Genomic DNA, 24,542 nt, shown 5'->3' with positions numbered 1-24,542 from the left:
AGTCGTCCGGACCTCGGTGCGTGCAGCCCGTCCGCTCCCGTCGGCGCGATCCGGAAGCGGCGTGTCCGCGTCCACTCGTAAAGAACGACCCTCAAACGACCCCGGGCATGTAGTGAAAACCGGCCGGTAGATCGTCACCGTAGAGACAGGTCCTCCTCTGAGGTGCAGCGACGCACTCAGGAGTGGGACCGTCCGACTGTTCCGGCAGCGGTCACACCGTGTGGCCGTGGAACGTGCTGGTCCGACCACGGGAGCGAAGTGAGGCGATACGTGATCCAGGTGCGCGCCGTCGACGCGAGTGTCCGCGCCGAGCGCACAGGCACGCCCCCGCCTGCTCCCGCCCGGTCCCTCCTGTCGCGGAGGACCTCCGGATGAAGTGTCGGCGGCGGACGGCCGCGATCCGCCACCCATCAGCGAACGCGCAATTCACCTCCTGACCGGAGGGCCCCCGCAGGGCTTCGCCGCCTGGAGCGGCGGGTCGGACCGCGATCGGACGCGCGCGAACACCACGTCTCCCTGTTCCTCGTTTTCGTATGTCCACCAGATGGCCGGCCCGGCCACGTGCCCGTCGGGGCGAGACCGGGGTCCAAGCGGCCTGCGTGCAAGGAAGGGTTACAGATGGACGGCTACTTCATGACGGAGCGTCACGAGATACTGCGGGCCGAGGTCCGCGCCTTCGCCGAGGCGAAGGTGGCTCCCCGGACAGCGGACATGGAGGCATCACGGGCCGTCGAGCACGAACTGTCCCGGCTCATCGCCAAGGAGGGCTGGCTCGGTGTCACCATCGACCGGGGCTACGGCGGCATGGGCATGGGCCATCTGGCGAAGACGATCATCATCGAGGAACTCTCGCGCGTCAGCGGCGCGATGGGCGCCATGGTGCAGGCCTCGCAGCTGGGCGTCGCCAAGATCATCCACTTCGGCGACGAACGGCAGAAGCTGAAATGGCTGCCCGCGGTCGCGGCCGGCGACTGCCTTCCCACGATCGCGGTGACCGAGCCCCAGTCCGGCGGACATGTACTCGGCATGGAGTCGACGGCGCGGCGCGAGGGCGACGAGTACGTCCTCAACGGGCGCAAGGTCTTCGTCGGCAACAGCCACGTCGGCGACCTGCACGGCGTGGTGGTGCGCACCGGCGAGGGATCCACCGGCCTGTCCGCGTTCCTGGTGGAGTCCGACCGCCCCGGATTCTCACTGGCCCCGCACCAGCCGGCGATGGGTCTGCACGGATTCAGCTTCGGCGAGATCCGTTACGCCGAGTGCCGCGTCCCCGTCGAGAACCTGCTGGGCCACGAGGGTCAGGGCCTCGACGTGGCGTACTCGTCCAGCGTGCTCTACGGCCGGCCGAACCTGACCGCCGTGTCGCTCGGCATCCATCAGGCGCTGCTGGAGGAGACGACCCGCTACACGTCGGAGCAGCTGCGCTACGGCAAGCCGCTCAGCGCGCTGCCCACGATCCGTCAGAAGCTGGGCGAGATGCAGTCACGCCTGATGACCGCCCGCCTGGCCGCCTATCACGCCGTGCATCTGCTGGACTCAGGGATCGCCTGCGACGCGGAGCTGATGAACGCCAAGTACCTGAACGTGGAGTCCGCCATCGACTCGGCGCGGGCGGCCATGGAGATCCACGCCGCGTGCGGCCTGTTCCCCGACCGGCCCGTCGAGCGGTTCGCCCGGGACGCCTCGCACATGTACGCCCCGGCCGGCACGTCCGACATCCAGCTGTACAGGCTGGCGGAGGTCGCGCTCGGCACGTCCCTCAGCGACTGGTCGAGCCGGCTCGCCGCTCCGCGCGTTCCCGAAGCGGCGGCCGTGTAGCGACGTCAGAGGCGGGGCTGCCCGGCACGCTCGTAGATGCGCACCATGGCCTGGTCCCGGAACCTCTTGATGAGGTCGAGGGAGCCGCGCGCCGTCGCCAGGGCGCGGGGCTCGGTGCCCACCGCGCAGACGGTGCCGAGCGCGATGCCGGTCTCCTCGTCGATGAGCGGCGCCCCGAGGTACACACGGATGCCCAGTTCGTCGACCACCGGGTTGCCGGCGAACCGGGGTGCCGCGTACACGTCGGGCAGGACGAGCGGGATGCGGCGGCTGATGACCTCGGGGCAGTAGCCGTGGTCGCGTGCCATCACGCGGCCGACCTCGGGCCCGTTCATCGCGTCGTGCGGGCCGAGGGTGTTGGGCAGGCCCTGCGGCGTGTGCAGGCCGGCGAAGAACTGCTGGTCGGTGATGAGGTTGACCATCGCGTACGGCGTGCCCGCCGCCTCGGCGAGTTCCGAGGCGAGGGCGTCGAGGTCGGCGGCCGCGTCGCCCAGGCCGAGCTGGGCGAGGCGTTCGACGCGCGCGTCGAGTTCGGTGTCGGGGGCTGCGATGTGCAGCCCCGTCTCAGCGTCAAAAGGCACGGTGCGGGTTCCCGTCGAAGGAGGAGGCGGCGGAGGAGGGCAACGAAGCGGAGGAGGGCAACGAAGGTGAAGGGGCGGGGGCGGGCGGGTCGAGTGCGGGCTCGGACGCCGGCGCGGAGCGCAGCGACAGCGTGAGCGCGTACTCGACGAGCCTGATCAGGACCTGCTGGGTGGAGAACGGGGCGCGCGCGTCGAACATGATGACGGGGACGTCGGGGTTCAGCTCGATCGCGGACTGCACCTCCTCCGCCGTGTAGCGGTGGGCGGTGTCGAACTCGTTGACGGCCACGACGAAGGGCACGCCGCGGTCCTCGAAGAACTCGACGGCGCTGAAGCAGTCGTCGAGGCGGCGGGTGTCGGCGAGGACGACCGCGCCGATGGAGCCGAGGGCGAGGTCGTCCCACATGAACCAGAAGCGGTCCTGACCGGGGGTACCGAACAGCAGGAGCTGCAACTGCTGGCGCCACAGGGTGATGCGGCCGAAGTCCATGCTCACGGTCGTGGTGGTCTTGTTCTCCACGCCGACCAGGCTGTCGGTGGCCGCGCTGGCCGTGGTGAGGATCTCCTCCGTGGTCAGCGGTTCGATCTCGCTGACCGTGGCGACCATCGTGGTCTTGCCCACGCCGAACCCGCCGGCGATGAGTATCTTCAGCGCGGTCAGAGGGATGTCGTCAGAGGCTTCGAAGGCCTTCAAGTGCCGCCTCCAGGAGGAGTGGGTCGCTTCCGTCCGCCTCTCGCGGGGGAAGCGCGGGAACGAGTACGTGGGAGTCGAGCAGATCGGACAGAAGGATCTTGGTGACCTGTACGGGGACCCCCAGCCGGCCGGCGATCTCGGCGACCGACCGCGGTTCCCGGCCGCACAGTTCGAGCACCTGGGCGCTCTCGGGGCCGAGCCTGTCCACGGTCGAGGGGGCGAGGCCGGGGGCAGCCCGTACCCGGGACACGAGCCCCAGGGCACGGGCTGGGCGGGTGCGGCCACCTGTCAGCGCGTAGAGCCGCAGCTGAGCGGTGTCCTCGGCCAGCCAGGGCTCGTCGGTGAAGTCCGCCACCGTTAGTCGACCAGAGCGCCGGAGGGCCCCGGTGCGGTGCGCGCGGGCGTGCCGAGGTGGCCCCTGACGCTCTTCACGAGCATCGCGATCTCGTAGCCGACCACTCCGACGTCCGCGCTCTTGTCGGTCAGCACACCGAGTACGCCGTTGACACCGGCCCGGGAGACGAACAGATAGCCGCCCTCGCCCTGCACGATGACCTGCTCGACCCCGCCGAAGGCGCGCTGGATGGTGCCGAGACCGCCGCCGAGCGAGCACATGCCGGTGGTGATCGCGCTCAGCCGGTCCGCGTCGTCGTAGCCGAGACCGTGGCTGTGCCGCATCACGCCGTCGCTGGAGGCCAGGACCGCGCCCGTCACGGCGGGCACCCTGGCGGCGAGGTCGGCGAGCAGCCAGTCCAGGTCCTGGTCGAATGATGGCTGGGTCATCGGTACTCCTGGGAGTCATAGCGCTGAGTGGGTGCCACCGGGGATCCGGGGGTGGCCCCGTCGTCCTGCTCGGCCCGCTGCAGTCCCGCGGTGAAGCGGGCGAGCAGGCCTGCGTCGATCGACTCGCCGTCGCCGTGGTCGGCGGCCGGCCCCTGCTCGCGCAGTTGGGGGGAGATGTGTGAGCGGCGTTCCTTGTTCCGCTGGGCCAGGACCGGGCGCCCTGTGGGGTCCTCGGTCGGCGCGGCGGCGGCGGGGGCGGCGGGCGCGGCGGGCACCTGCCGCTGGGGAAGGGGCGGCTGCGTGGTCACGGCCGTGGCCTCCCGGGGTGCGTGCGGCCGTGCGGGGTCCACGGCTGCGGGCAACGGCTGCGCTCGGCGGCTCGCGACCGCGGCGGGCGCGCGGGCCGGCTCCGGCTCGGCGGGGGCCGCCGGAGCCGCGGGCTTCTGCGCCGCCGCCTTCTGCCCGGCGCGGGACTCGCTGAGCACCGAGTGCGACAGGATCAGGACCGCCTGGACGCCTCCGTAGAGGTTCTCCTGGAGCTGTACGGCGAGCCCGCGCCGCCTGGCTATCTTCGCGACCACGAACAGGCCGGTGCGGCCGTCCTGCAACTGCTGGTCGACGTCGAAGAGTTCGGGCTGGGCGAGGAGGCGGTTCATCTCGTCCCGCACCTCGGGGGGCATGCCGAGGCCGCGGTCCTCGATCTCCACGACCATGCCGGACGCGGCCATCTGGGCGCGGATCATCACCTGCGTGTGGGGCGGCGAGAACTTGGTGGCGTTCTCTGCGAGTTCGGCGATGAGGTGGATGATCTCGACGGCGGAGTGGCCGAGGACCTCGTAGCCGGACGGCGGCGGCAGCACGCGGACGCGGGGGTAGTGCTCGATCTCCGCGACGGCCTGGCGCAGCACCGTGGCGAGCGGGACCGGGGAGCTGAAGTGGCGGGGCACGGCGCCGCCGAGGACCGCGAGGCTCTCCACCGCGCGGTGTACGCGGGTGACGAGGTGGTCGATGGTGTAGAGCCGGTCGAGGTGCTCGGGGTCCTCGACCACCCGCTCGGCGTCGTCGAGTTGCTTCAGCGCGCGCGTCACGAGGAGCTGCAGCCGTCGGGCGATGTTGACGAAGGCGTCCACCTGCTGGCGCGTGCCCGCGTGGATCACTGCGGTCTGCGCCGTGTGCTGGAAGTGCCGCAGGTGCTGCTCAAGCGCGCCGAACGCGTGCGTCGCGGCCGTCTCCGGGACGGGCGCGGGGGCGTCGGGGCGGTCGCCGCTGCGCAGTTGCTCCGCGGTCCGGGCGACGCTCTGGTGCCCGTCGGCGGCGAGCGATGTCAGATGCTTGATCCACTCGCCGACCGCCGCGTCGTTCTCGGCCCGCTGCCGGGTGAGCGTGTCAGCGGTGCTGTGCGCGGCTCGCCGTGCGACGGCGAGGACCGCCGCACAGCACACGCCGGCCGAGACCCCCGCGCCCCACACCAGCGGCCCCGAGGCCCCCGCCGCGGAGACGGCGAACGCTCCGCCCGCGAGGACGGCCACCGTTCCGGCGGGGGCCATGCCGAGCATCGTGGTGCGTCGGCGCAGGCCACGCTCGGTCCTCAGGTCGGCCGGAGCGGCCTTGCCGGCTCTCCGGCCGCTGCGGTGGGCGCCGGATGCGGTGGCGTCCGACGAGAAGTGAGACATAGGCGTCCTCAAGACGAGCGGGGGGCAGCGCCGGCGCGCCGACGTCCTTGTACGTGTCGGCCGCGCCCGCGGTCGTCCGAACCTCCTTGTGGAGGAGGCTCGTTGTGACTCGCGTGCATCTTGTCCAGGGTGGCTGCCGCGTGGCAAAACGGCCTCTGCGACGAACATCAACTCTGTCGGTCCGGCCCGGGCTGAGCTACGGGAAACCAGGGTCGTTCCAGGGTCGTTTCCCTCTTCCAGGTGTGAGATCGGCACCCGCCCGGCACTCCTACCGCCGGGTAGCCGGATGCGGCACCGCTCCCCCGGGCCCGGGGGCACACCCCCAACGACCCGCAAACGACCCTGCCCGCGCCGGTGGCCAGACCGGGCCCGATCGCGGGCCCGGTCCCCGGCCCCACCGTCACCCTCAGCCGTCGAACTCGCCCGCGAAGCGCAGCACTCCTTCGAGTTCCTCGACGGAGATGAGGCGGCTGCGCGGGCGCAGCATCCCCGCGATGCCGAACGCGCCCAGCTCGCGGCAGCGCCGCACCAGCCAGCCCCAGTCGAGGTCGAGATGGTGGGCGAGTGACCGCAGCCGCTCCTCCGAGCTGTCGCCCTTGGTGACGCTCTGGCTGCGGGCGTGGTCGACGACCTGGGCATAGGCGCTGACATCGGCCAGGCTGTCGGTGGTGTCGACGTGCCAGATGCCTTCGGAGCCGAGCCAGTTGGCGGAGATGACACGGCGTCCGGGCACGAGTACGAAGCCGTCGATGCGCTTGTACTCCGGCTCGGCGCACACCGAGATCGTCTGCCCGTCGCGTTCCATCATGGCCACGGCCAGCCACAGCAGGATCCGCTCGTAGCGCTGGCTCGCCCCGGCGTCCGTCGCCGGGATGCAGAACACCCGCTCGGGAGGGGCTCCGTCGTCGGCGAGGCGCTCCTGGAGCGCGTGGCGGAACTGCGTCCACGACGCGAAGAACAGCCACACCGCGGCTTCCTCCCCCGTCCGCACCGGGCTCCAGAAGACCGGCGGCGAGCTGCCCTCGTCGAGGCGCCGGATGATGTGCTCGGCACAGAAGTACATGCCGAGCCAGGCACTGCCGACATTCGTGAGATCCGGCACGGCGGACCGGGCGACCGCCGAACGCCGCTGTGCCCACAGCGGTTCCAGGGTCTGCTTTTCGGCGTGCAGCACATGGTCGTTGGCCAGCAGGCTGTCGTCCAGGTTCAGCATCGCCCACAGCAGCCCGTACGTGAGGTCGTCGATCTTGTACGGGGTCGAGATCGGCAGCGTGTCGGCGGTGACCGCTAATTGACGGCGGGCGTGGGCGGCGTCGATGGCGTACAGGCCTTCGTCGCCGAGTGTGCCGAGGACCAGCGCGCGGCGGGTGGCCCGCGTGAAGGCCCGTACGTGCGCGTGGTGGTGGGCTCCGATGACCACGCGGCCGTCCTGCTCGTCGGCCTCGTAGAGCTGGACGGCGACAGAGGTTCCGTCGAAGAACCGCTGGCCGTCCAGGTGCCACACGCCCTCCATGCCGGAGGCCCGGCCCAGGGGGTCCAGGTATGACGTGTCGAACATGGAGTTCAGGAGCCGCGCCGCGTCCCGCGCGGCGCTGGGTGCGATCTGCGGCAGTACGACGCCGCGCTCCACCGCGGGCCGCAGCAGCGTCTCGACGTCGACGCCGAGCATGAACTCGAGGACGGCGCCGGCGTCACTGCGGGGTATCTGGTCGCCGGAGAGCCAGCGCTTCCAGGTGGCCTGGGAGGCGGTCACCGTCGCCAGGTCGGGTCGGTTCAGTTTCGCTGCTGCGAGCTGGGCGGACCGGGTGAACTCTTCTTCGAACGTAGCGAAGTGGCCGCAGCCCCGCTCCGTCAGCAAGGCCCGCAACAGCGTCCGGGGGCGCATCGATTAACTGTCTCCACGTCTAAGAGAGTCGCGAGCCCCCCGTGGCTCGCCGATTGTCCGGCCAGATTCGGTCAGCCCCGGGTCACGGGTCCGGGTCCGAGTGCGGACGCGGCCGTGTCCGGGGCGACAGGGCCCGGGCCGCGGAGATCAACTTCTTCATGCCGAGCATTATGCATACGGACCGTCAAACCATGGGCATTGGTTGTGGAATTGGTGTATCACCCGCCCGTCGACGCAATGGCTGAAACGCCAACTCGTGCAGCTGCCACATCGCCCTCCCCCTCAGCGAGCGTCAGCTTGATCACAGACCGCAGGCCTTCTCGCCGCCACCTACAGCAGTCGCTCCACGTGTTGAAGCAGCGCTTCCGATGACGGGGTCGCCGTCGCCCTGTCCGTCGGCGCGGTCGCGGCGGTGCGCGGTGCGATGCGCCTGACGGGACAGAGGCTCGGCGCCGCACGCCAGAGGTGACGCCACTTCCCCCTCGGCGAGGATGAGCCTCAGGGACGGTCGCCCGCCGGGAGGGCGAGCGGCCCGTCCGTGCCGAAGGCCAGGGTGTTGAAGCGTTCGCCCATGCGCCGGTGGGTGGCGGCGTCCGGGTGGAGCTGGTCGGGCAGCGGCAGCTCGGCGAAGTCCGCCTCGCCGTAGAGGTCGCGGCCGTCGAGGTAGTACAGGTGCGGATCCTCCGCCTCCCGCTGCTTCACGACGCTCGCCAGCTCGTCCCGGATGACGTTGAGCGTCAGCTTCCCCGCCGCCCGCTCCGCCGGGTCACCGACGGCCACGAACTGGAGCCTGCCCGCACTGAGGTTGCTGAAGTCCGGGGCGCTGGGGCCCGGAGTGTCCTCGTGGATGGCGCAGTAGATCGGCGACACGACCAGCAGCGGCGCGGTCGGGTGTCCCTCACGGATCGTGTCGAGGAAGCCGTGCACCGCCGGAGCGAACGCGCGCACGCGCATCAGGTCGGCATTGACGATGTTGATGCCGAGCTTGACGCTGATCAAGTCCGCGGGCGCGTCCCGCAGGGCACGCGCGGTGAACGGGTCGAGCAGGGCACTGCCGCCCAGACCGAGGTTCATCAGCTCCACGCCACCGAGGGAAGCGGCCAGCGCCGGCCAGGTCGTGCTGGGGCTCGCGGCCTCCGAGCCGTGGCTGATCGAACTGCCGTGATGCAGCCACACCTTCCGTCCGCTGTCCGGCGCGGACTCGACCGGGGCGTCGGCGCGCAGGGCGACCAGCTCGGTCATCTCGTTGTACGGCAGCCAGATCTCGACGTCCTTGACGCGGTCGGGCAGCCCGGTGAACCGCACGGTACCGACGGGGCCGGGCCGGGTCTCCCTGGTGCCGGTGGTCATGTCCATCATCTGCACGTTGCCGCCGGTGACGCCGGCCTGCGCGGCCAGGCGGCCGTCAACCAGCAGGTCGTACACGCCGTCGGGACGGGGCGGAGCGCCCTTGTAGGCCATCTTGGTGCGGAGCGCGTCCAGCTCGATGACGGTGGCCGTGGTGCGGAACACCAGCCGTACGCCGGAGGGCTGGGCCTCCGCCATGGTCAGTTGTGCGTCGGCGCACTGCGCGCGGGCCCGCGCGGGCAGCCGGTGCGGGAGCACGCCGTGCTCGGTGCGCTCCAACTCGTACGCGCCACGCACGAGGTCGGAAGTGACGGGAGTGGTGGTCCAGTTGTCGTTCATGTGGATTGCCTCAACCTGTTGATCAATATGCCTGAGTGGGCTGGAGTTGTTCCCCCGCCGTCGCCGATGCGTCCGCGGTCGGCGCGGGGCCGCGGTCAGGGTGCGGGCCAGTTCCGCAGCGTGGCGTCGAGGGAGTCGAGGATCCGCGACCAGCTCTCCTGCGACTCGGGGGCGCTGTGGCTGAACCCTCCCTGCATCTCCAGGCTCACGTAGCCGTGGAAGACGCTGCCCAGGAGCCGGACCGCGTGGGTCTGGTCCGGCTCCGTGAGGTCGTAGCCCCGCAGGATCGCCCGCGTCATCTGCGCATGCCTGACGCCGGCGCTGGCGGCCGCCGTCTCCGGGTCGAGCGGCAGCTGAGCGGCCGCGTAGCGACCGGGGTGTTCCCTGGCGTAGTCGCGGTAGACGTTCGCGAAGGCGGCGAGGGCGTCTTTGCCCGCGCGCCCGGCGAGCGCCGCCGCTCCCCGGTCGGCGAGTTCCTCCAGGGCGAGCAGTGCGATCCCGGTCTTGAGTTCCTGGGAGTTCCTCAGGTGCGAGTACAGGCTCGCGACCTTGACGTCGAACTGTCTCGCGAGCGCCGAGACGGTCACCTTGTCGAACCCGACCTCGTCGGCAAGCTCGGCGCCCGCCCGGATCAGGCGTTCCCTGGTCAGCCCTACTCGCACCATTACCTTCACCCCAATCAACGAAAGCGATTATGCAGTTGCCTAATATCTTTAGGCAAATCCATGAGCACCTTAGGGGGCGCAGGAGCGGATGAGGCCGCCCGCAGCGCGGCGCGCCGCAGCGGCGCGCCGCCCGGCCGATCGGGGACGGGAGTGGTGGCATGGGCCACGTCATTACCGGTCGCGCCCTTGGGTAGGCGGCCGGATGATCGTCTGGGTGGGCCCGCTCATCCAGGCAGGACCGAAGAACAGCGACACCTGGGAGGTAGCAATGTCCTCGAAGCGACGCCGCAAGAAGAAGGCCCGCCGCAAGCACGCCGCGAACCACGGCAAGCGCCCCCAGTCCTGAGGGCCCTCGCCGGATGTGTCAGGGGCGGCGCCGGACGGCGCCGCCCCTGACCCGTTTCGCTCACACCCCTCCGGCATTCGTGTCACCCGCGCGAGCGCTGACCGGGATCGCCTTCACGGCGACCTAGGATCCGCTGCGTGGCACACACCTTCGACGAACTCGTCGAGAGACAGCAGGCCGCGAACGCGGCACACCACGAGGTCCTGAGACTGCGGGACGGCTACGGACCACCGGGGCTCGAGCCGCGGAGCGAGGCCCAGACCCAGACGTACGAGACGGCCTGGCGTGCCTGGCGCGACCTGGCCCGCGACGTCCAGGAGGCCGTCACCGAGTACGCCAAGGACGAGGGCCTCGCCAGGAGCGACGTCGAGGCCGAGGTCAAGGCGAAGGCGGGTGAAGGCGAAGGCGGGTGAAGGCGAAGGCGGGTGAAGGCGAAGGCGGGTGACGGCTCCGGCGCACAGCGCTCTCAGGTGGCGAAGACCTGCGAGTCGTCGGCGAACGCCTTGAACTCCAGGGCGTTGCCCGCCGGGTCGAGCAGGAACATCGTCCACTGCTCGCCGGGCTCGCCCGCGAAGCGTACGTAGGGCTCGATGACGAACTTCGTGTCCACGGCACGGAGCCGCTCGGCGAGCTCCTGGAACGCGGGGATCGCCAGGATCAGGCCGAAGTGCGGCACGGGCACGTCGTGTCCGTCGACAGGGTTGTGGACGTGCTGGGCGCGGGTGGGCGCGAGGTGGGTGACGAACTGGTGGCCGTGGAGATTCCAGTCCACCCATGTGTCGGCGCTGCGGCCCTGCTCAAGGCCGAGCACCTTGCCGTAGAAGTTCCGGGCGGCGGCCAGGTCGTCCACGGGCACGGCCAGGTGGAACCGCGGGATCGGCGAGTCGAGTTCGGTCATGGTGGGCCGGTCTCCTTTTGGAAGACTGTTCGGGAGGCTGCGCGGTGGCGGAGCGCCGGTCACGCTTGCCACTTCGGACGACGTGGGCCTACCCGTGGGCAGCCTCGCGGTCACGCCGTCGGGGCCGCGATCCGTAGGGGCGCCGGATCTTGGCGCGTTTTCGCCGCCCACCGCGCCACCGGCCCCAGCGCGTACGACGCCGCCAGGACCAGGCCGCCGAGGAGTAGCCATCCGGTCGTTCCCATTCCCATCAGCAGCGCCGTGAGCAGCAGCGGGCCCAGTGTGCGGGCGACGGTGACGCCCGTACCGAAGAAGCCCTGGTACTCGCCGACGCGTCCGGCCGGGGCGAGGTCGAAGCCGAGCTGCCAGGATCCGGCCGACTGGAGCATCTCGGCGGCGACCAGAAGCACCGACCCACCGACCAGGGCGGCGACCGCCGCCCAGACCGAGTCGGCGGCCGAGGCGGCGAAGACACCGCAGGCCAGCAGCATGAGCACGCCTGACCTGCGGATGGCGCGGGCCGCGGTGGGGAGGCCCGAGACCGAGCGGGCCGTGCGGACCTGGAAGAGCATCACGGCGCCGGTGTTGAGGATGAAGAGCGCGGAGACGAGCCATGTGGGGGCGTCGGTGCGCTCGTTGATCCACAGCGGGAGCCCGACGCTGAGCAGCGGCATCCGCAGGAGAAGGACGGTGTTGAGGAGGGTCACGGCCGCGTAGGGCCGGTCCCGCAGCACTTCGAGCTTCGCTCCCCGGACGGCCGGCGCCGGTGCGAGGGCCGGGAGCCGCAGCAGGACGAGCGCGCAGAGGGCGAAGCTCAGGGCGTCGATCGCGAAGACCGTGAGATACGCCGACCTCGTCCCTGCGGACAGCGCGAGGCCGCCCAGCGCCGCGCCTACCGCCAGACCCGCGTTGAGTGTCGACTGCAGGTGGGCGAGCGCGCCGGTGCGGTCCTCCTTGGCCACGAGACCGGCGAGCAGCGCCTGACGTGCGGCCGCGAGTCCCGACTGCGCGCTCGCGTAGAGGCAGGCGGCCACGAGGAAGGGGAGGAAATCGCGTACGGCCAGGAAGGAGGCGACCGCCGCGCCGGTCGCGAGGGCGAGCAGGACCGCTGTTCCGCGCGGGCCCCTGCGGTCCGCGATCCTGCCGAGCGGCACCCCGACGACCGAGCCGACGGCCCAGGCGACGGTGAGGCCGAGGCCGATCCTGGCGGGCGCGAGACCGACGACCTGAGTGAAGTAGAGCGCCGAGGTGACGTAGTAGGCGCCGTCGCCGAGCGAGTTACTCAACTGGGCCAGGGCGAGGGTGCGTTGAGGGCCGGCGGGCGGCAGAGGGTTCGGCATGTCATGGACGGTACGCGCAGAGCGGCCCATCCCTGTGGGGCAATTCATGGCCTTACGCTTGGGCCATTTGACGGGCGCACTGCCTGGCCGGAAACCGTCGTAGACTCGAACACACGTCCGAACTTCCGCCCGACCTGCCAAGGCTCCGCACGCTGGAGACAGGGCTCGTGCTGTCCCTGGACCGGGTGCGCCGCAAGATCGCGGAGGCGGAGCGGCGCGAAGCCGAGAAGGAGCGCGGCGAACGGGACCGGCCACCGGCCCCCGACTGGCTGATCGAGATGGGCCTCGGCCGACGCGCGCCTGTGTACGTGCACGCCGGCGGCTGCCACATGGCGGGCAAACGGTCGCGAGGCGTCACTGACGACCAAGCGCGCCGCGCACTGTGGGAACAGGTGCCGGCCTGCCCGCACTGCAACCCCGACGGGGTGCTCGGAGTGCTGGACTGACCCGGTGGCGGGCGCCCGTCAGCGCGCCGGTTCCGAGGCGGCCTCCGGATGATCCGCCGCCCAGGACACGAGAATGCGCAGTCCGTCATGGCTGGGCGTGCCGACTTCGGCAGTCCAGAACTGCAACTGCGGCTGGACCTTCTGCCGCGTGCGCTTCCGGGACCGACCGGGGCTTTTCCCCACCAGCCCGAACAGGTAGTCGCGCTGATCGTCGTCGACGTGCAGGACGCGCGCCGGCGTGCCGAGGACGGGCGCCGACGCCTGTATGCGCCCCTGCTCCAGGCGGGTGTAGTAGTCGGCGCTGATCGATGCCAGCTGCGCGACCTCGTCTCTGCGCGTTCACCCGGCTGCTCCGCCGGCCGCCCTCGGAATCCCCCGGCCGACCGGAATAACTCGGTCGCCCTTCAGACGGGATGGTCCGGTCGCATTTCAGACCTGAGAAACAGGCCGCCTCGCTTCGAGAGGCATCTCCCGTGCGGGCACAGGCCGTTGAGCCCAGCGGACGGCGAAGGGGGCCGCCAGTCCGGTGACGGTGAACAGGGCTCCGACCACGTACCAGCCGGGTCGGCCCCACGTGATGCAGAGCGCGATCAGCAGGCTGGGGCCGAGCGTGTCCGCCAGGCCCGCGCCCAGACCGAACACGCCGAGGTACTGGCCGGTGGCCCGTTCGGGGGCGAGGGCGAAGGACACCTCGAACCCCGCGGCGGAGTGCCACAGTTCGCCGACCGTGTGGACCACCACCGCGGCCATGAGGAGCGTCACCGCGGCCCATGCCGGGACACCCGCGGACAGCGAGATCAGCGAACAGGAGACGAGGAAGACCGCGCCTGCCCGCCGGTACGCGCCGCCACCCGCCTCCGGGGAGTCGATGGTGCGGCCGGCCCGCACCTGAAGGGCGATGACGATGACGGTGTTGACGAGCATCGTGCCCGAGATGAGCCAGTGCGGTGCGCTCGTGGCGACGACCAGCCACAGCGGAATGGCCACGGTGAGCACCTTGAACTGGATCGCCATGATGCCGTCCAGCGCCGTGAGGAGGAGGTAGGGCCGGTCCCGCAGTGCGATCCAGCGGGGGCCGGCGGCCGTGGGTTCCGGGCCGACCGGCGGCAGGAGGAGCAGGATGACCGCGGAGGCGCCGAAGGCGATCGCGTTGCCGATGACCAGGAGCTGGTACGCGGTGTGGGTGCCCACCTGGAGGGCCCAGCCCGCCAGCAGCGCGCCGAAGGAGATGCCGATGTTGGTGACGGCCCGGAGGTAGGCGCGGAACTCCTGCGGCCGGTCCCCGCCGAAGTGCCTGATGAGCGGGCTGCGCGCGGCCCGTCCCGCCGCTTGCGCCCCGGTCGCGGCACAGACGGCCAGGACGAACGGCCAGAAGCTGCCCACCAGGGAGAAGCCCGCCGTCGCCAGCGCCTGCACGACGATGGTCGCCGCGTAGACGCCGCGCGCTCCGCGCCTGTCCGCGAGGTGGCCCGCGGCTATGCCCATGGCGAGCGAGGCGAAGCCGGCGACACCGAGTCCGAGTCCCACCTGCGTCGCGGGGAGACGGACGTCCTGGGTGAAGTACAGGACTCCGGCGGTCAGATAGAGGCCGCTGCCGACGGTGTTCACGAAGTTCGATGCGGCGAGGACGCGTCGGGGTCCCGCTTCGGGCATCAGCTGGGGCATGACGGGCATGTCGTGGCTCCGCGTCCTGGGGCAGGCGGTAAGGACCGGAACAGCTTGTTGCATATTACTTGCAATAGCAAGAGAGTTGCGTGATGCCGCCGACTGAGAACCACTGGGGGAGCCCCCACGCACAACCTCTACGGGAGCCCGCACACACAGAGCGAGCCCCGCCCGGCCGGGGGGGGTGGGCCGAGCGGGGCTCTGTCTCTATCTTCCAACAAAAACGCCTGATCACCGGATGTACGCGCCCAGCATTCGGATGACCCTGTAGTTATGGGCGTCGCGCCGACAGGCGTGCACCGCCCCTCGCCCACGAGTGGGCGCAGGGTGACGACGCGCGGACAGATACTCGGCCTCGCGCCCTCCGACATGGAATTCGTCGGGTCCCTGCACCGGGCCGGGCTGCCGGACGCGGAGATGCTGCTCGACGACCCGGCGCGGGTGAAGTGGCGCGGCGGCGGTGCCCACCACCAGGAGGCGGCGTGGCCGGCCCTCCGAGGGGCCCCCGACCGCTCAGCCCTCCCGGCTTCCGGCCCTGTTCAGCAGGTCGAAGAAGACGTCACCGCGGACGATCTCGAACGGGTCCCCGAGCAGTTCGCCGAGCTCCGCGACATCGCTCGGGGTCCAGCTCCAGGCGTTCACGGCACCCGCGATGAACAGCGGTGAGCCGCCGTCCCAGTCCTTGATGTGCTTCAGCAGCCCGTCTCGGTACTCGGCCGCCTTTCCCTGCGGGAAGAAGTTGCCGATCACCGGCAGCCCCGCGGGCCTGATCTGGAGATCCCCCGTCTCCCAGGACTGGATGATGCCGCGCAACTGGGTGTGGTCCCGATAGGAGCGGATGACGCGCTCGTCGAACGGGACCCAGCCGTCGCCGGCCGCGTTGCGGGGGTTGTACGCGTAGACGAGATCCAGGCCGGTGCGGCGCAGGAAGCGTCCCGTGAGTGCCGTGTACGCGTCGAGCGCTTTCTCGGGCCAGGAACCGGCATAGGTGTAGCCCGCGCCCGAGGGGCCCGCGATCAGCAGGTCGTTGCCGGTGGCGGTCTTCTGGTAGTACGCGAGGATCGCGGGTCCGATGTCGGCGAGCAGGGGACTGACCGTCCAGTTGACGGGGACGGCGCCGCGCTTCGGGTCGTCCCAGATGTCACGCATGTGGCGCTGGCAGTACTGGACGTTGTCGCCCTCCCCGAACGTGAGGGTGAGGTGGACGCGGTTGCGGAGGGTCGACTTCTGCCGGGGCCGGATCTTGGCGGAGACCTTCGCCGGGACGCCGGCGTGCACGGTGCCGTTCATGTAAAAGTCGGCGGGCACCACCTCGACGCCGTGCTGCGAAGCCCGGTCGACGCCACCCCACTCCCCCGCCACGTCGTTGGAGAACCAGCCGGCGTACGGGGTGGTGGGCTCGACGAGGCTGAAGATCTCGTCGAGGAGCTCGCCCGTCCCGCCGGACGGCGGCAGCCATACGACCATGGCGCGGCTCGCGACCGCGTAGTCCCGGAAGTACGGGAACGGTTCGGTGCGCGTGGGTGCCGTCGTCGTCGCGGTGACCAGGTACTGGTTCCACACGTCGACCTCGGCCACGAGTTCCCGGGTGCCGGCCGGCGCGGTGAACCGGTAGATGAAGTAACCGCCGCCGTCGCAGAACCGGTTGGCGTCCCCGCCCATCGAGGAGTTGACGCCGTCGAAGAGGTACGGGGTCTCTGCGTCCGTGCCGGGCGCGAAGGAGGCGACCACCTGCCCGTCCGCCTTCACCTTGACCGAGCCGACCGACGCGCCCCAGCCGTCGTCTCCGTAGGAGTCCTGGAAGCGGAGGTAGACGCCGTCCTCGCCGGTCAGTTCCGCGCTCAGGTCGAAAGTGCGCACCTGCCGGTTCGACGAGTCGCGCACGCGCTCGGCCTCGCGGGCGACCTCGCGCCACTGCACGCCGTCGGCGCGTACGGTCCTCGTCGGCGGCAGTCCGGCCAGAAGTGTGTGGGTGCAGCGCGGGAACAGATGGTCCAACTGCCAGCGGTACGTGGCGAGTACGTCGTCGGCGTCGAACCGGCCGCGCAGATCGGCGACGGTGGCGAGGCCGTGGCCGCGGGCCCGGCCCTCCGTGGCGGCGACGGCGTTCTCCAGGCCGGCGAGGGTCGTGGCGATGTTCACCGAGTCCGGGACGTCCGGGTCGTAGAGGACGGCTCCGCGCACCTCGTCGCGGTAGCGGCGCACGAGGTCGGTCGCGTGGTCGTGGCGGGTGACGGCGGCGCCGGTGCCGGGCAGCCAGCGCAGGTCCACGTCGCCGCTGTCGAAGTTGAAGTACAGGCGTGGGCGGCGGCGGTTGACGACGCCCTGAAGGGTCGTCAGGAGCAGCTGGTCGTGGCCGTCCAGAGTGCTGACGTCCGCGACGTCGAGGTGGGTGGGGCGGCCGAAGGACGGCAGGAGGGGGCGGGTGGCAGCGGATTCGGCGGCACCGGCCGGGTGCGGCAGGCCTAAACCCAGTCCTCCCGCCGCGAGGGCCGCACCGCTTGCCTGGAGAAGGCTTCTTCGGGACACCATCGGCGATCACTGCTCCTTGGGAGAAGTAGAGATGACATCGTTGTCACACGGCCGGTTGCACTCGATCGAAGACTGCGGCGCCGTGGAGCATGACAACACGGGTGCGGCACCGTGTCCACCCATCCGTCAGGGCCTGGCAGGGCGGGCGGAATTGGGCACGACCGCACTCTTGCCTCCGGACCACCTGGCTCATATAACGTTGCAAAGCACACGTGGTGAAGCACCGCTTCCGCACCTGCGGTCCGCGCGGCTGCGCGTCACAGCCGTGAACAAGAGCGCCGAGCGCTACCTTCTCCGACAACCCGTCAGCACCCCGAGGCCCCTCCGTATTCGGCAACAGCGCCCCCTGACGGGTGACAACGTTATCAATTGCCCTGCAGCCGTGGGCTGTCGGGCAGAAGGCGAGATCCCCGCATGACTTCGACCTTCCCCTCCCCCTCCCCCTCCTCCCCCGACAGGAGAAGCCTCAGCCGACGCGGCATCCTGCGCGGCTCCGCCCTGCTCGGCGCCACCGCCGCGGCCTCCGGGCTGCTCGGCTCCCCGCTCGCCGGGGCCGCCACGAGGCCCTCCGCAAGTCCGGGCGGCCGCCATCTGCCCCCGGCGGACCGCGCGAAGGCGGCCCAGGTGCGCGCCGAGTTCCTCCATGGCTGGAACGGCTACAAGAAGGCCGCCTGGGGGCACGACGAGGTCAAACCGGTGTCCGGCACGAGCAGCGAGTTCTTCGTCCCGGGCCGTCCCGTCGCGCTGTCGGTGATCGAGGCGCTGGACACGCTCTACGTGATGGAGCTCGACGACGAGCTGAAGTTGAGCTGCGACTACCTGGAGAAGCATCTCGACCTCGACATCGACGGCGACTTCCATGTCTTCGAGGCGATCATCCGCGTGGTCGGCGGCCTGCTGTCCGGCTATCTGGTGACCCGCAGGCCGAAGCTCCTGGAGCTGACCCGAGAGGCGGCGGACCGGCTGCTCCCGGCGTTCACGAAGTCGCCGACCGGAATCCCGTACACACAGGTCAACATGCGTACGGGTGCCGTCTCGGGGAACACGCCGCCGCTGGCCGAAGTGGGCACGAACATCCTCGAGTTCGGGGTGCTGTCCCAGCTGACCGGCGATCAGAAGTACTACCGGGCGGCGAAGAAGGCCTATCGCGAGACGATGCGACGGATCTCTCCGCTCGGCCTGCTCGGTACGTCGCTGAACGTCGAGACCGGGAAGTGGGCCGACGGGACCGACACGGCTCCGAACCCGCCGGTGGACTCGTTCTACGAGTACCTGTGGGGCGGCTGGGAGCTCTTCGGTGACCGGGATCTGCTCAACTGGTACCGCGAGACCACGCGCGCGATCCTGCGGCGCCAGTCGGTGACCGTCGACGGTCATCTGTGGTTCCGCCAGGTCGACATGAACACCGGAAAGACCACCGGGACGCGTGCCTCGGAACTCGCCTCGTTCTACGGCGGCCTCCTCGCGATGGGCGGCGACCAGCCGCAGGGTGAGGCGTACTACCGGTCCTGGTCCGCGGTGATGCAGCGCTATCCCGTCCTGCCCGAGGAGATCGACTACACCGACTTCTCGGCGACGCAGAAGGGCAATCAGCTCAGGCCGGAGTACGTGAACTCCGCGTTCAACCTCTTCCAGCTGAACGGCCGGCAGGAGTGGCGCGACACCGCGTGGACGTACTTCCAGGGGATGAAGAACCTGCGCGTCGACGGCGGTTACACCATCGCGTCGGACGTGACCGTCTCGCCGATGGCGCTCGGAGACCTGACTCCCGCGTACTGGTTCGCCGAGAACATGAAGTACCTCTACCTTATCTTCGCCGCTGCCCCGCGCTACGACTACCGGACCGGCTATCTCTCGACCGAAGGCAAGCTGCTGCGCGGCGTGCGCTGATCCCGGCCGGCCCCTCGCGCTTACCGAGGGTCGTCTTGTCATGACCCTGGACAGCGCGCCTGAGGGCGTGCTGTCATGCCAACTGCCCGCTCCTTCCAACGTTGTACAGACGCAGGTAACGAGCCGCCCCCCCTTCCTCAGTCAAGGAGGATTCGTGCGCACCAAACGACTCAGAGGCCGACTGGCCATGCTGCTGGCCGCGGGACTGGGCCTCGCGGCACTGACCGTGTCACCGTCGGCGACAGCGGCCGACGACCCGGTCGAACCCCACGGCCTGAAGGGCGAGTACTACACCCAGTCCGCCTCCGGAGCCTTCGACTTCCACGAACTCAAGGCCACCGGTTTCGACCCGAAACTCGATTTCGACACCCTCGAGCCGCGGCTGCGGACGGCCACCGGCCAGGCCGACGACGCCAGTGTGCGCTGGACGGGCAAGGTCGTACCGGAGAAGACCGGCGCGACAACGTTTTCCATCACCGGCGACAACGGCTTCCGGCTCTGGGTCGACGGCAAGCTCGCCATCGACCACTGGGTCGACGACTGGGACAAGGAACAGACCTCCCAGCCCGTCGAGTTGACGGCCGGCAAGGCGTACGACATCAAGGTCGAGTACTTCGAGCACTTCGGCGGCTCGAACCTCCATCTGCGCTGGACCGAGCCGGGCGAGACCAAGGAAGCGATCCCCTCCTCCGCCTTCCGGCTGCCCGAGGGCTGGGACTACGACGGGGCGATATCCACGACCGTCCTCAAGGACGGCCGAACCCTCAAGCTCGACTTCGCGCAGTCCCTCGCGGCCCCGCCGGCGGGCCTCGCGGATCACCTCCAGGCCGTGATCGGCGGCGCCAAGTGGCCGCTCTCCACGATCAAGGCCGACCCGGCCGACCCCCGCACCCTGCTCGTCGGGCTCAAGGAGCCGGTCGTGGGCAAGAAGGGCGGCGGCGCGTCCGGCCAGGCCGATGTCACGTACGACGGCAAGGGTGGGCTGACCAGCACCGGCGACAAGGCCGTCGGCCAGTTCTGGAGCAGCGGCCCGAACGACTCCGAGTACGAGCTGCGCACCAAGTGGGCCGACGAGGTGGGGCCGAAGAACGCCCACCCCGAGTACCCGCGCCCGCAGCTCACCCGGGACGCCTGGCAGAACCTCAACGGCGAGTGGCAGTTCGCCGCGGCGAAGTCCGGTGACAAGCCGCCGGTCGGCAAGCAGCTCGGTGAGAAGATCCTCGTGCCCTACCCGGTCGAGTCGCAGCTCTCCGGCATCGAGCGCCACGAGGACCGCATGTGGTACCGCCGCACCTTCACGGTCCCCGCGGGCTGGAAGGTCGGTGACGGCAAGCGCCTCCAGCTGAACTTCGGCGCCGTCGACTGGCAGTCCGAGGTGTATGTCAACGGCACCAAGGTCGCCGAACACAAGGGCGGTTACGACAAGTTCAGCGCCGACGTCACGGACGCGCTGAAGCCGGGGCGCACCCAGGAGCTGATCGTCGGCGTCTACGACCCGACGGACGCGCAGGGCGGCGAGAACCCGCCGGTCGGCAAGCAGCGCCTCGACCCGAGCGGCATCTGGTACACCCCATCCTCCGGTATCTGGCAGACCGTGTGGATGGAGCCGGTCGCGGCCGATCACGCCGCCGACCTCAAGATCACCCCGGACGTCAAGGAAGGCAAGGCCACCGTCGAGGCCAAGGGCGTACGGGACGGCGTGCCGGTCACGGCGACGGCGTACGACGGCAAGCGCAGGGTCGCCACGGCGAGCGGGGTCACCGGCGCGCCGCTGACCCTGAAGATCGACAAGGCGCATCTGTGGTCGCCCGACGACCCGTTCCTCTACAACCTCAAGGTGAACGTCGGCAAGGACAGCGTCGGCAGCTACTTCGGGATGCGCTCCATCTCCGTGGAGAAGGTGAACGGCACGCCGCGCACGCTCCTCAACGGCAAGCCCGTCTTCATGATGGCCACCCTCGACCAGGGCTTCTGGCCCGACGGCCTGCACACCGCGCCGACGGACGAGGCGCTGGCCTACGACCTGAAGATGCACAAGCAGATGGGCTTCAACTCGGTCCGCAAGCACATCAAGGTCGAGCCCGACCGCTGGTTCTACTGGGCGGACAAGCTGGGTCTGATGGTGTGGCAGGACATGCCGGCCATGAGCGCGGCGCCGGACGCGGCCGCGCGCGCCGAGTACGAGCGCGAGATGAAGACGATGATCGACCAGCACAGCAGCCACCCCTCGGTGGTCATGTGGGTCACCTTCAACGAGGGCTGGGGCCAGTACGACGTGGGCCGCATCGCCGAGCAGGCCAAGGCCTGGGACCCGACGCGGCTGGTCAACAACATGTCGGGCCTCAACCTCGGGGCGGACGGCGGGACCGGCGACATCATGGACGAGCACGGCTACCCGAGCCCGGCCCTGCCACCGCATCCCGACGGCAAGCGCGCCCTGGTCAGCGGCGAGTACGGCGGCCTCGGTCTCGCGGTGCCCGGTCACGCCTGGGCGGTGCAGCAGTCGTACGTGGACGTCGACCCCGCGAAGTACACGGACGACTACCTCGCGCGGCTCGCCGAGGTGCACAAGCTGGCCTGCCAGGGCAGCAACGCCGCCGTGTACACGCAGATCTCGGACGTCGAGGGTGAGCTCAACGGCCTGGTGACGTACGACCGCAAGATCGTCAAGCCGGATGTGAAGCGGGTGAAGGCGGCGCAGGACGCGCTGATCCGCGACGCCTCGCAGGCGACCGTGGCCGGCTGCTCCGGCAGCTGAGCACGGTCTGACATGTGCCCGGTCCCCCTTCCGCGCTCCGTCGGGGCGGAAGGGGGACCGGGGCACGGCTCGCCCTTCTTGCGCGAGCGCGGCTCTTCGTATCCCCTCCCCCGTACCCCCCGAACAGGAGCATCCGCATGCCTGTCAGCAGACGCGCTCTTCTCGGCGCCGGCGCCCTGGGCCTGGGCGCCGCGGCCCTCGGCGGCCCGTTCGCCACGTCCGCGGCGGCGGCTTCACGCCCGTCGGCCGGCACGCTGGTCCCGGACGCGTTCCGGAAGCTGCCCTCCGGCAGTGTCACCGCCCGTGGCTGGCTCGCCGGACAGCTGAAGCTCCAGCTCGACGGGCTGTGCGGCCGGTACGAGGACCTCTCCCACTTCCTGGACTTCGACAACACCGGCTGGGTGCACCCCGAGCGCGGCGCGTGGGAGGAACTGCCGTACTGGCTGCGCGGATACGTACCGCTCGCCGTCGCCACCGGTGACGAGCACGCTCTGGCCCGTTCGCGCGAGTGGATCGACGCCATCCTCGCCACGCAGGAGAGTGACGGCTTCTTCGGACCGCGCGCGCTGCGTACCTCGCTCAACGGCGGTCCGGACTTCTGGCCGTTCCTGCCGCTGCTGATGGCGTTGCGGACCTACGAGGAGTACTCGCGCGACCGGCGCGTGGTCCCGTTCGTCACGCGCTTCCTGCGTTTCATGAACGCCCAGGGGGCCGGGGCCTTCAACTCCAGCTGGGTTTCATACCGTTGGGGCGACGGGCTCGACGTCGTGGTGTGGCTGTACCGCCGTACGGGGGAGAAGTTCCTCCTCGATCTGGCGGGCAAGATGCACACCCTCGGGGCGGACTGGACGGGCGGCACGCCCTCGCGCCACAACGTGAACATCGCCCAGGGATTCCGTGAGCCGGCCCAGTACGCGCAACTCACCGGCTCGGCCGAGCTGACCCGGGCCACCTACCGCGGTTACGACGCCGTGATGGGTGCGTACGGCCAGTTTCCCGGCGGTGGCATGGCGGGCGACGAGAACTACCGGCCCGGCTTCGGGGATCCCCGTCAGGGCTTCGAGACCTGCGGCATCGTCGAGTTCATGGCCAGCCATGAACTGCTCACACGCATCACCGGTGACCCGGTGTGGGCGGACCGCTGCGAGGAACTCGCGTTCAACATGCTGCCCGCCGCACTGGACCCTCAGGGCAAGTCCCTGCATTACGTCACCAGCGCCAACAGCGTCGACCTGGACAACACCCCCAAGACACAAGGGCAGTTCCAGAACGGCTTCGCCATGCAGTCCCTGCAGCCCGGTGTCGACCAGTACCGCTGCTGCCCGCACAACTACGGCATGGGCTGGCCCTACTTCAACGAGGAGCTGTGGCTCGCGACGCCCGGCGACGGGCTCGCCGCCGCCATGTACGCCCCCTGCACGGTCCGTACGCGGGTCGCCGGCGGCACCGAGGTGACCATCGTCGAGGAGACCGGCTACCCCTTCACCGAGACCGTCGAGTTCAGGCTCTCCACCCCGAAGCCGGTACGTTTCCCGCTCCGGTTGCGTATCCCGGGGTGGTGCCGCGGGCCCGAGCTCCTCGTCAACGGCAAGCGCCTGGCGGCCGGGGACGGGCCGGTCTGGGCCGAGGTGGCACGCACCTGGCACGACGGGGACGTGGTGACGCTGCGCCTGCCGCAGCGCACTTCCGTTCGCCACTGGCCCGGCAACCACGACGCCGTCAGCGTCGACCACGGACCGCTCACCTACTCCCTGAAGATCGGCGAGCAGTACGAGCGCTACGCGGGCGACGACACCTTCCCCCACTACGAGGTGCACGCGGCCTCCGCCTGGAACTACGGCCTGTCGCCCGACGCCGGGCTCTCGTTCCGGCGCGACGACGGGCCGGTCGGGGACAACCCGTTCACCCACGGGACGACACCGGTGCACATCACCGCGCGCGCCCGTCGCATCGAGGAGTGGGTCGCGGACGACGAGCACGTCGTCGCGCCCCTGCAAAGCGGACCGGCCCGCAGCGACGCACCCGTCGAGACCGTGACACTCGTCCCGATGGGCGCGGCCCGGCTGCGGATCACGGCGTTTCCCCAGGCCTCGCCCGACGGCAGGCCATGGACACCGGAGCCCGCGTTCCGGCGCATCGAGAACAAGCACAGCGGGAAGGTTCTGGCGGTCGACGGCATGTCGACGGAGAACAGCGCCCGCGTCGTCCAGTTCGCCAACTCCGGTACGGGCGACCACGCGTGGCAGCTCGTGGACAAGGGCGACGGCTGGCATCTGATCCGTAACGGCCAGAGCGGCAAGGTCCTCGGGGTCGACGGGATGTCCACGGCCGACAGCGCCCGCGTCGTCCAGTACGAGGACAACGGCACCGCCGACCACCTGTGGGCGCTCGTCGACAGCGGGGACGGGTGGTACCGGATCCGCAACAAGAACAGCGGCAAGGTCCTCGGCGTGGACGGGATGTCCACGGCGGACAGCGCGCAGGTCGTCCAGTTCGGCGACAACGGGACGGACGACCACTTGTGGCGGCTGCTCTGACGTCGTGACCGATCGTGGCGCGCCGGGGGTGTCCCGGCGCGCCACGGCGTCGGTGTGTCGTGTGCCGGGGGTTCTTTGTGTCGGGGTCCTGTGTGTCAGGGGCCGGTGTGCCGGGCGTCCTGTGTGTCGGGGGTTCGGTGCGTCGTGAGTCCGGTGGGCCCGGGTCCGGTTCCCCCGCTGGTCCGGCTGCCGGTGCCGGGTAGATCCGTTCCCCTTGCCACCTTTCGCCATGCGGACGTATAACGTTGCAAGCCCGGCTCCAGAGCCTTTGCGCCGGGGCCATGGCTCCGGCGCCGTGCGGGCACGCACCGGTCCCGGCGCCCGGCAGGCCACCGGAAGGAATGT

General features: G+C 70.4%; 19 protein-coding genes and 2 pseudogenes. 8 read left to right on the top strand and 13 right to left on the bottom strand.

Translation table 11 applies throughout. From position 1 onward, the window contains the following. The first annotated feature begins 618 nt into the window (after positions 1-618). The gene (locus tag OG456_RS36620; protein WP_266568704.1) at positions 619-1,818 is read left to right on the top strand and encodes an acyl-CoA dehydrogenase family protein; all 1,200 of its coding nucleotides are present in this window, start codon (positions 619-621) and stop codon (positions 1,816-1,818) included. A 5-nt stretch (positions 1,819-1,823) separates the two neighbouring features. Here OG456_RS36620 and OG456_RS36615 read toward each other — a convergent pair whose 3' ends face one another. The 8 genes from OG456_RS36615 to OG456_RS36580 form a co-directional block, all read right to left on the bottom strand. Further along, positions 1,824-2,399, bottom strand: coding sequence for a GAF domain-containing protein (locus tag OG456_RS36615; protein ID WP_266568702.1), 576 nt, complete (start codon positions 2,397-2,399; stop codon positions 1,824-1,826). Next, on the bottom strand, positions 2,389-3,093 hold the full coding sequence (locus OG456_RS36610; RefSeq protein WP_266568700.1) for an ATP/GTP-binding protein: 705 nt from the start codon (positions 3,091-3,093) through the stop codon (positions 2,389-2,391). The genes OG456_RS36615 and OG456_RS36610 overlap by 11 nt, the downstream gene beginning before the upstream one ends. Next, entirely contained in the window at positions 3,071-3,448 is a 378-nt protein-coding gene (locus OG456_RS36605) for a DUF742 domain-containing protein (protein WP_266568698.1), read from the bottom strand. The genes OG456_RS36610 and OG456_RS36605 overlap by 23 nt, the downstream gene beginning before the upstream one ends. Before the next feature lie 2 nt (positions 3,449-3,450). Further along, positions 3,451-3,876 carry a roadblock/LC7 domain-containing protein gene (locus OG456_RS36600; protein ID WP_266568696.1) on the bottom strand — a complete coding sequence of 142 codons (426 nt, stop codon included), beginning with the start codon at positions 3,874-3,876 and terminating at the stop codon, positions 3,451-3,453. Beyond that, the gene (locus OG456_RS36595; RefSeq protein ID WP_266568694.1) at positions 3,873-5,549 is read right to left on the bottom strand and encodes a sensor histidine kinase KdpD; all 1,677 of its coding nucleotides are present in this window, start codon (positions 5,547-5,549) and stop codon (positions 3,873-3,875) included. The genes OG456_RS36600 and OG456_RS36595 overlap by 4 nt, the downstream gene beginning before the upstream one ends. A 406-nt stretch (positions 5,550-5,955) precedes the next feature. Then, positions 5,956-7,434 (bottom strand): hypothetical protein, encoded by a 1,479-nt coding sequence (locus OG456_RS36590; RefSeq protein WP_266568692.1) that lies wholly within the window; start codon positions 7,432-7,434, stop codon positions 5,956-5,958. Positions 7,435-7,932: 498 nt separating this feature from the next. Continuing rightward, complete coding sequence (locus OG456_RS36585; RefSeq protein ID WP_266568690.1) at positions 7,933-9,120, bottom strand: GDSL-type esterase/lipase family protein; 1,188 nt, start codon at positions 9,118-9,120, stop codon at positions 7,933-7,935. 95 nt (positions 9,121-9,215) lie between these two features. Continuing rightward, complete coding sequence (locus OG456_RS36580) at positions 9,216-9,785, bottom strand: TetR/AcrR family transcriptional regulator (protein WP_266568688.1); 570 nt, start codon at positions 9,783-9,785, stop codon at positions 9,216-9,218. A gap of 202 nt (positions 9,786-9,987) precedes the next feature. Between OG456_RS36580 and OG456_RS36575 the strand changes: the two genes are divergently transcribed. After that, on the top strand, positions 9,988-10,131 hold the full coding sequence (locus OG456_RS36575) for a hypothetical protein (RefSeq protein ID WP_159032477.1): 144 nt from the start codon (positions 9,988-9,990) through the stop codon (positions 10,129-10,131). 137 nt (positions 10,132-10,268) lie between these two features. Further along, the gene (locus OG456_RS36570; protein WP_266568684.1) at positions 10,269-10,544 is read left to right on the top strand and encodes a hypothetical protein; all 276 of its coding nucleotides are present in this window, start codon (positions 10,269-10,271) and stop codon (positions 10,542-10,544) included. Between the two features lie 53 nt (positions 10,545-10,597). On the opposite strand, the gene OG456_RS36565 is transcribed toward OG456_RS36570, so the two are convergent. Both OG456_RS36565 and OG456_RS36560 read right to left on the bottom strand, forming a co-directional pair. Then, positions 10,598-11,029, bottom strand: a complete 432-nt coding sequence (locus tag OG456_RS36565) for a VOC family protein (protein WP_266568682.1) — start codon at positions 11,027-11,029, stop codon at positions 10,598-10,600. A 110-nt stretch (positions 11,030-11,139) separates the two neighbouring features. Next, complete coding sequence (locus tag OG456_RS36560; RefSeq protein WP_266568680.1) at positions 11,140-12,369, bottom strand: MFS transporter; 1,230 nt, start codon at positions 12,367-12,369, stop codon at positions 11,140-11,142. Positions 12,370-12,536: 167 nt separating this feature from the next. Between OG456_RS36560 and OG456_RS36555 the strand changes: the two genes are divergently transcribed. Continuing rightward, entirely contained in the window at positions 12,537-12,815 is a 279-nt protein-coding gene (locus tag OG456_RS36555; RefSeq protein ID WP_266568678.1) for a DUF6233 domain-containing protein, read from the top strand. Between the two features lie 120 nt (positions 12,816-12,935). Here OG456_RS36555 and OG456_RS36550 read toward each other — a convergent pair. Then, positions 12,936-13,151: pseudogene (locus OG456_RS36550) on the bottom strand (helix-turn-helix domain-containing protein); the annotation flags it as partial. Between the two features lie 93 nt (positions 13,152-13,244). Next, positions 13,245-14,489, bottom strand: a complete 1,245-nt coding sequence (locus OG456_RS36545) for an MFS transporter (protein ID WP_323136383.1) — start codon at positions 14,487-14,489, stop codon at positions 13,245-13,247. Positions 14,490-14,753: 264 nt separating this feature from the next. On the opposite strand from OG456_RS36545, the pseudogene OG456_RS36540 reads away from it, so the two are divergent. Next, positions 14,754-14,963, top strand: a pseudogene (locus OG456_RS36540) (hypothetical protein); the annotation flags it as partial. 30 nt (positions 14,964-14,993) lie between these two features. Here OG456_RS36540 and OG456_RS36535 read toward each other — a convergent pair. After that, complete coding sequence (locus OG456_RS36535; RefSeq protein WP_266568676.1) at positions 14,994-17,012, bottom strand: GxGYxYP domain-containing protein; 2,019 nt, start codon at positions 17,010-17,012, stop codon at positions 14,994-14,996. A gap of 414 nt (positions 17,013-17,426) precedes the next feature. Between OG456_RS36535 and OG456_RS36530 the strand changes: the two genes are divergently transcribed. The 3 genes from OG456_RS36530 to OG456_RS36520 all read left to right on the top strand — a co-directional run bounded on the left by OG456_RS36530 (position 17,427) and on the right by OG456_RS36520 (position 24,197). Next, complete coding sequence (locus tag OG456_RS36530; protein ID WP_266568673.1) at positions 17,427-18,902, top strand: glycoside hydrolase family 47 protein; 1,476 nt, start codon at positions 17,427-17,429, stop codon at positions 18,900-18,902. Between the two features lie 154 nt (positions 18,903-19,056). Continuing rightward, positions 19,057-21,660: a PA14 domain-containing protein gene (locus OG456_RS36525; RefSeq protein WP_266568671.1), complete on the top strand. Its 2,604-nt coding sequence runs from the start codon at positions 19,057-19,059 to the stop codon at positions 21,658-21,660. Positions 21,661-21,797: 137 nt separating this feature from the next. Continuing rightward, positions 21,798-24,197 carry a beta-L-arabinofuranosidase domain-containing protein gene (locus tag OG456_RS36520; protein WP_266568669.1) on the top strand — a complete coding sequence of 800 codons (2,400 nt, stop codon included), beginning with the start codon at positions 21,798-21,800 and terminating at the stop codon, positions 24,195-24,197. Positions 24,198-24,542 lie beyond the last annotated feature (345 nt).

Source organism: Streptomyces sp. NBC_01446 (assembly GCF_026340095.1).
Classification (GTDB): domain Bacteria; phylum Actinomycetota; class Actinomycetes; order Streptomycetales; family Streptomycetaceae; genus Streptomyces; species Streptomyces aureus.
Note: the sequence above shows the minus strand (reverse complement) of the source record. Positions and strands in the feature narration are given on the sequence as shown.

Excerpts from the sequence above, each read along its gene's own strand:
- OG456_RS36535 (WP_266568676.1), bottom strand. The coding sequence starts at position 17,012 with ATGGTGTCCCGAAGAAGCCTTCTCCAGGCAAGCGGTGCGGCCCTCGCG.
- OG456_RS36545 (WP_323136383.1), bottom strand. The coding sequence starts at position 14,489 with ATGCCCGTCATGCCCCAGCTGATGCCCGAAGCGGGACCCCGACGCGTC.
- OG456_RS36575 (WP_159032477.1), top strand. The coding sequence starts at position 9,988 with ATGATCGTCTGGGTGGGCCCGCTCATCCAGGCAGGACCGAAGAACAGC.
- OG456_RS36585 (WP_266568690.1), bottom strand. The coding sequence starts at position 9,120 with ATGAACGACAACTGGACCACCACTCCCGTCACTTCCGACCTCGTGCGT.
- OG456_RS36600 (WP_266568696.1), bottom strand. The coding sequence starts at position 3,876 with ATGACCCAGCCATCATTCGACCAGGACCTGGACTGGCTGCTCGCCGAC.
- OG456_RS36595 (WP_266568694.1), bottom strand. The coding sequence starts at position 5,549 with ATGTCTCACTTCTCGTCGGACGCCACCGCATCCGGCGCCCACCGCAGC.
- OG456_RS36590 (WP_266568692.1), bottom strand. The coding sequence starts at position 7,434 with ATGCGCCCCCGGACGCTGTTGCGGGCCTTGCTGACGGAGCGGGGCTGC.
- OG456_RS36520 (WP_266568669.1), top strand. The coding sequence starts at position 21,798 with ATGCCTGTCAGCAGACGCGCTCTTCTCGGCGCCGGCGCCCTGGGCCTG.
- OG456_RS36560 (WP_266568680.1), bottom strand. The coding sequence starts at position 12,369 with ATGCCGAACCCTCTGCCGCCCGCCGGCCCTCAACGCACCCTCGCCCTG.
- OG456_RS36620 (WP_266568704.1), top strand. The coding sequence starts at position 619 with ATGGACGGCTACTTCATGACGGAGCGTCACGAGATACTGCGGGCCGAG.
- OG456_RS36580 (WP_266568688.1), bottom strand. The coding sequence starts at position 9,785 with ATGGTGCGAGTAGGGCTGACCAGGGAACGCCTGATCCGGGCGGGCGCC.
- OG456_RS36530 (WP_266568673.1), top strand. The coding sequence starts at position 17,427 with ATGACTTCGACCTTCCCCTCCCCCTCCCCCTCCTCCCCCGACAGGAGA.
- OG456_RS36565 (WP_266568682.1), bottom strand. The coding sequence starts at position 11,029 with ATGACCGAACTCGACTCGCCGATCCCGCGGTTCCACCTGGCCGTGCCC.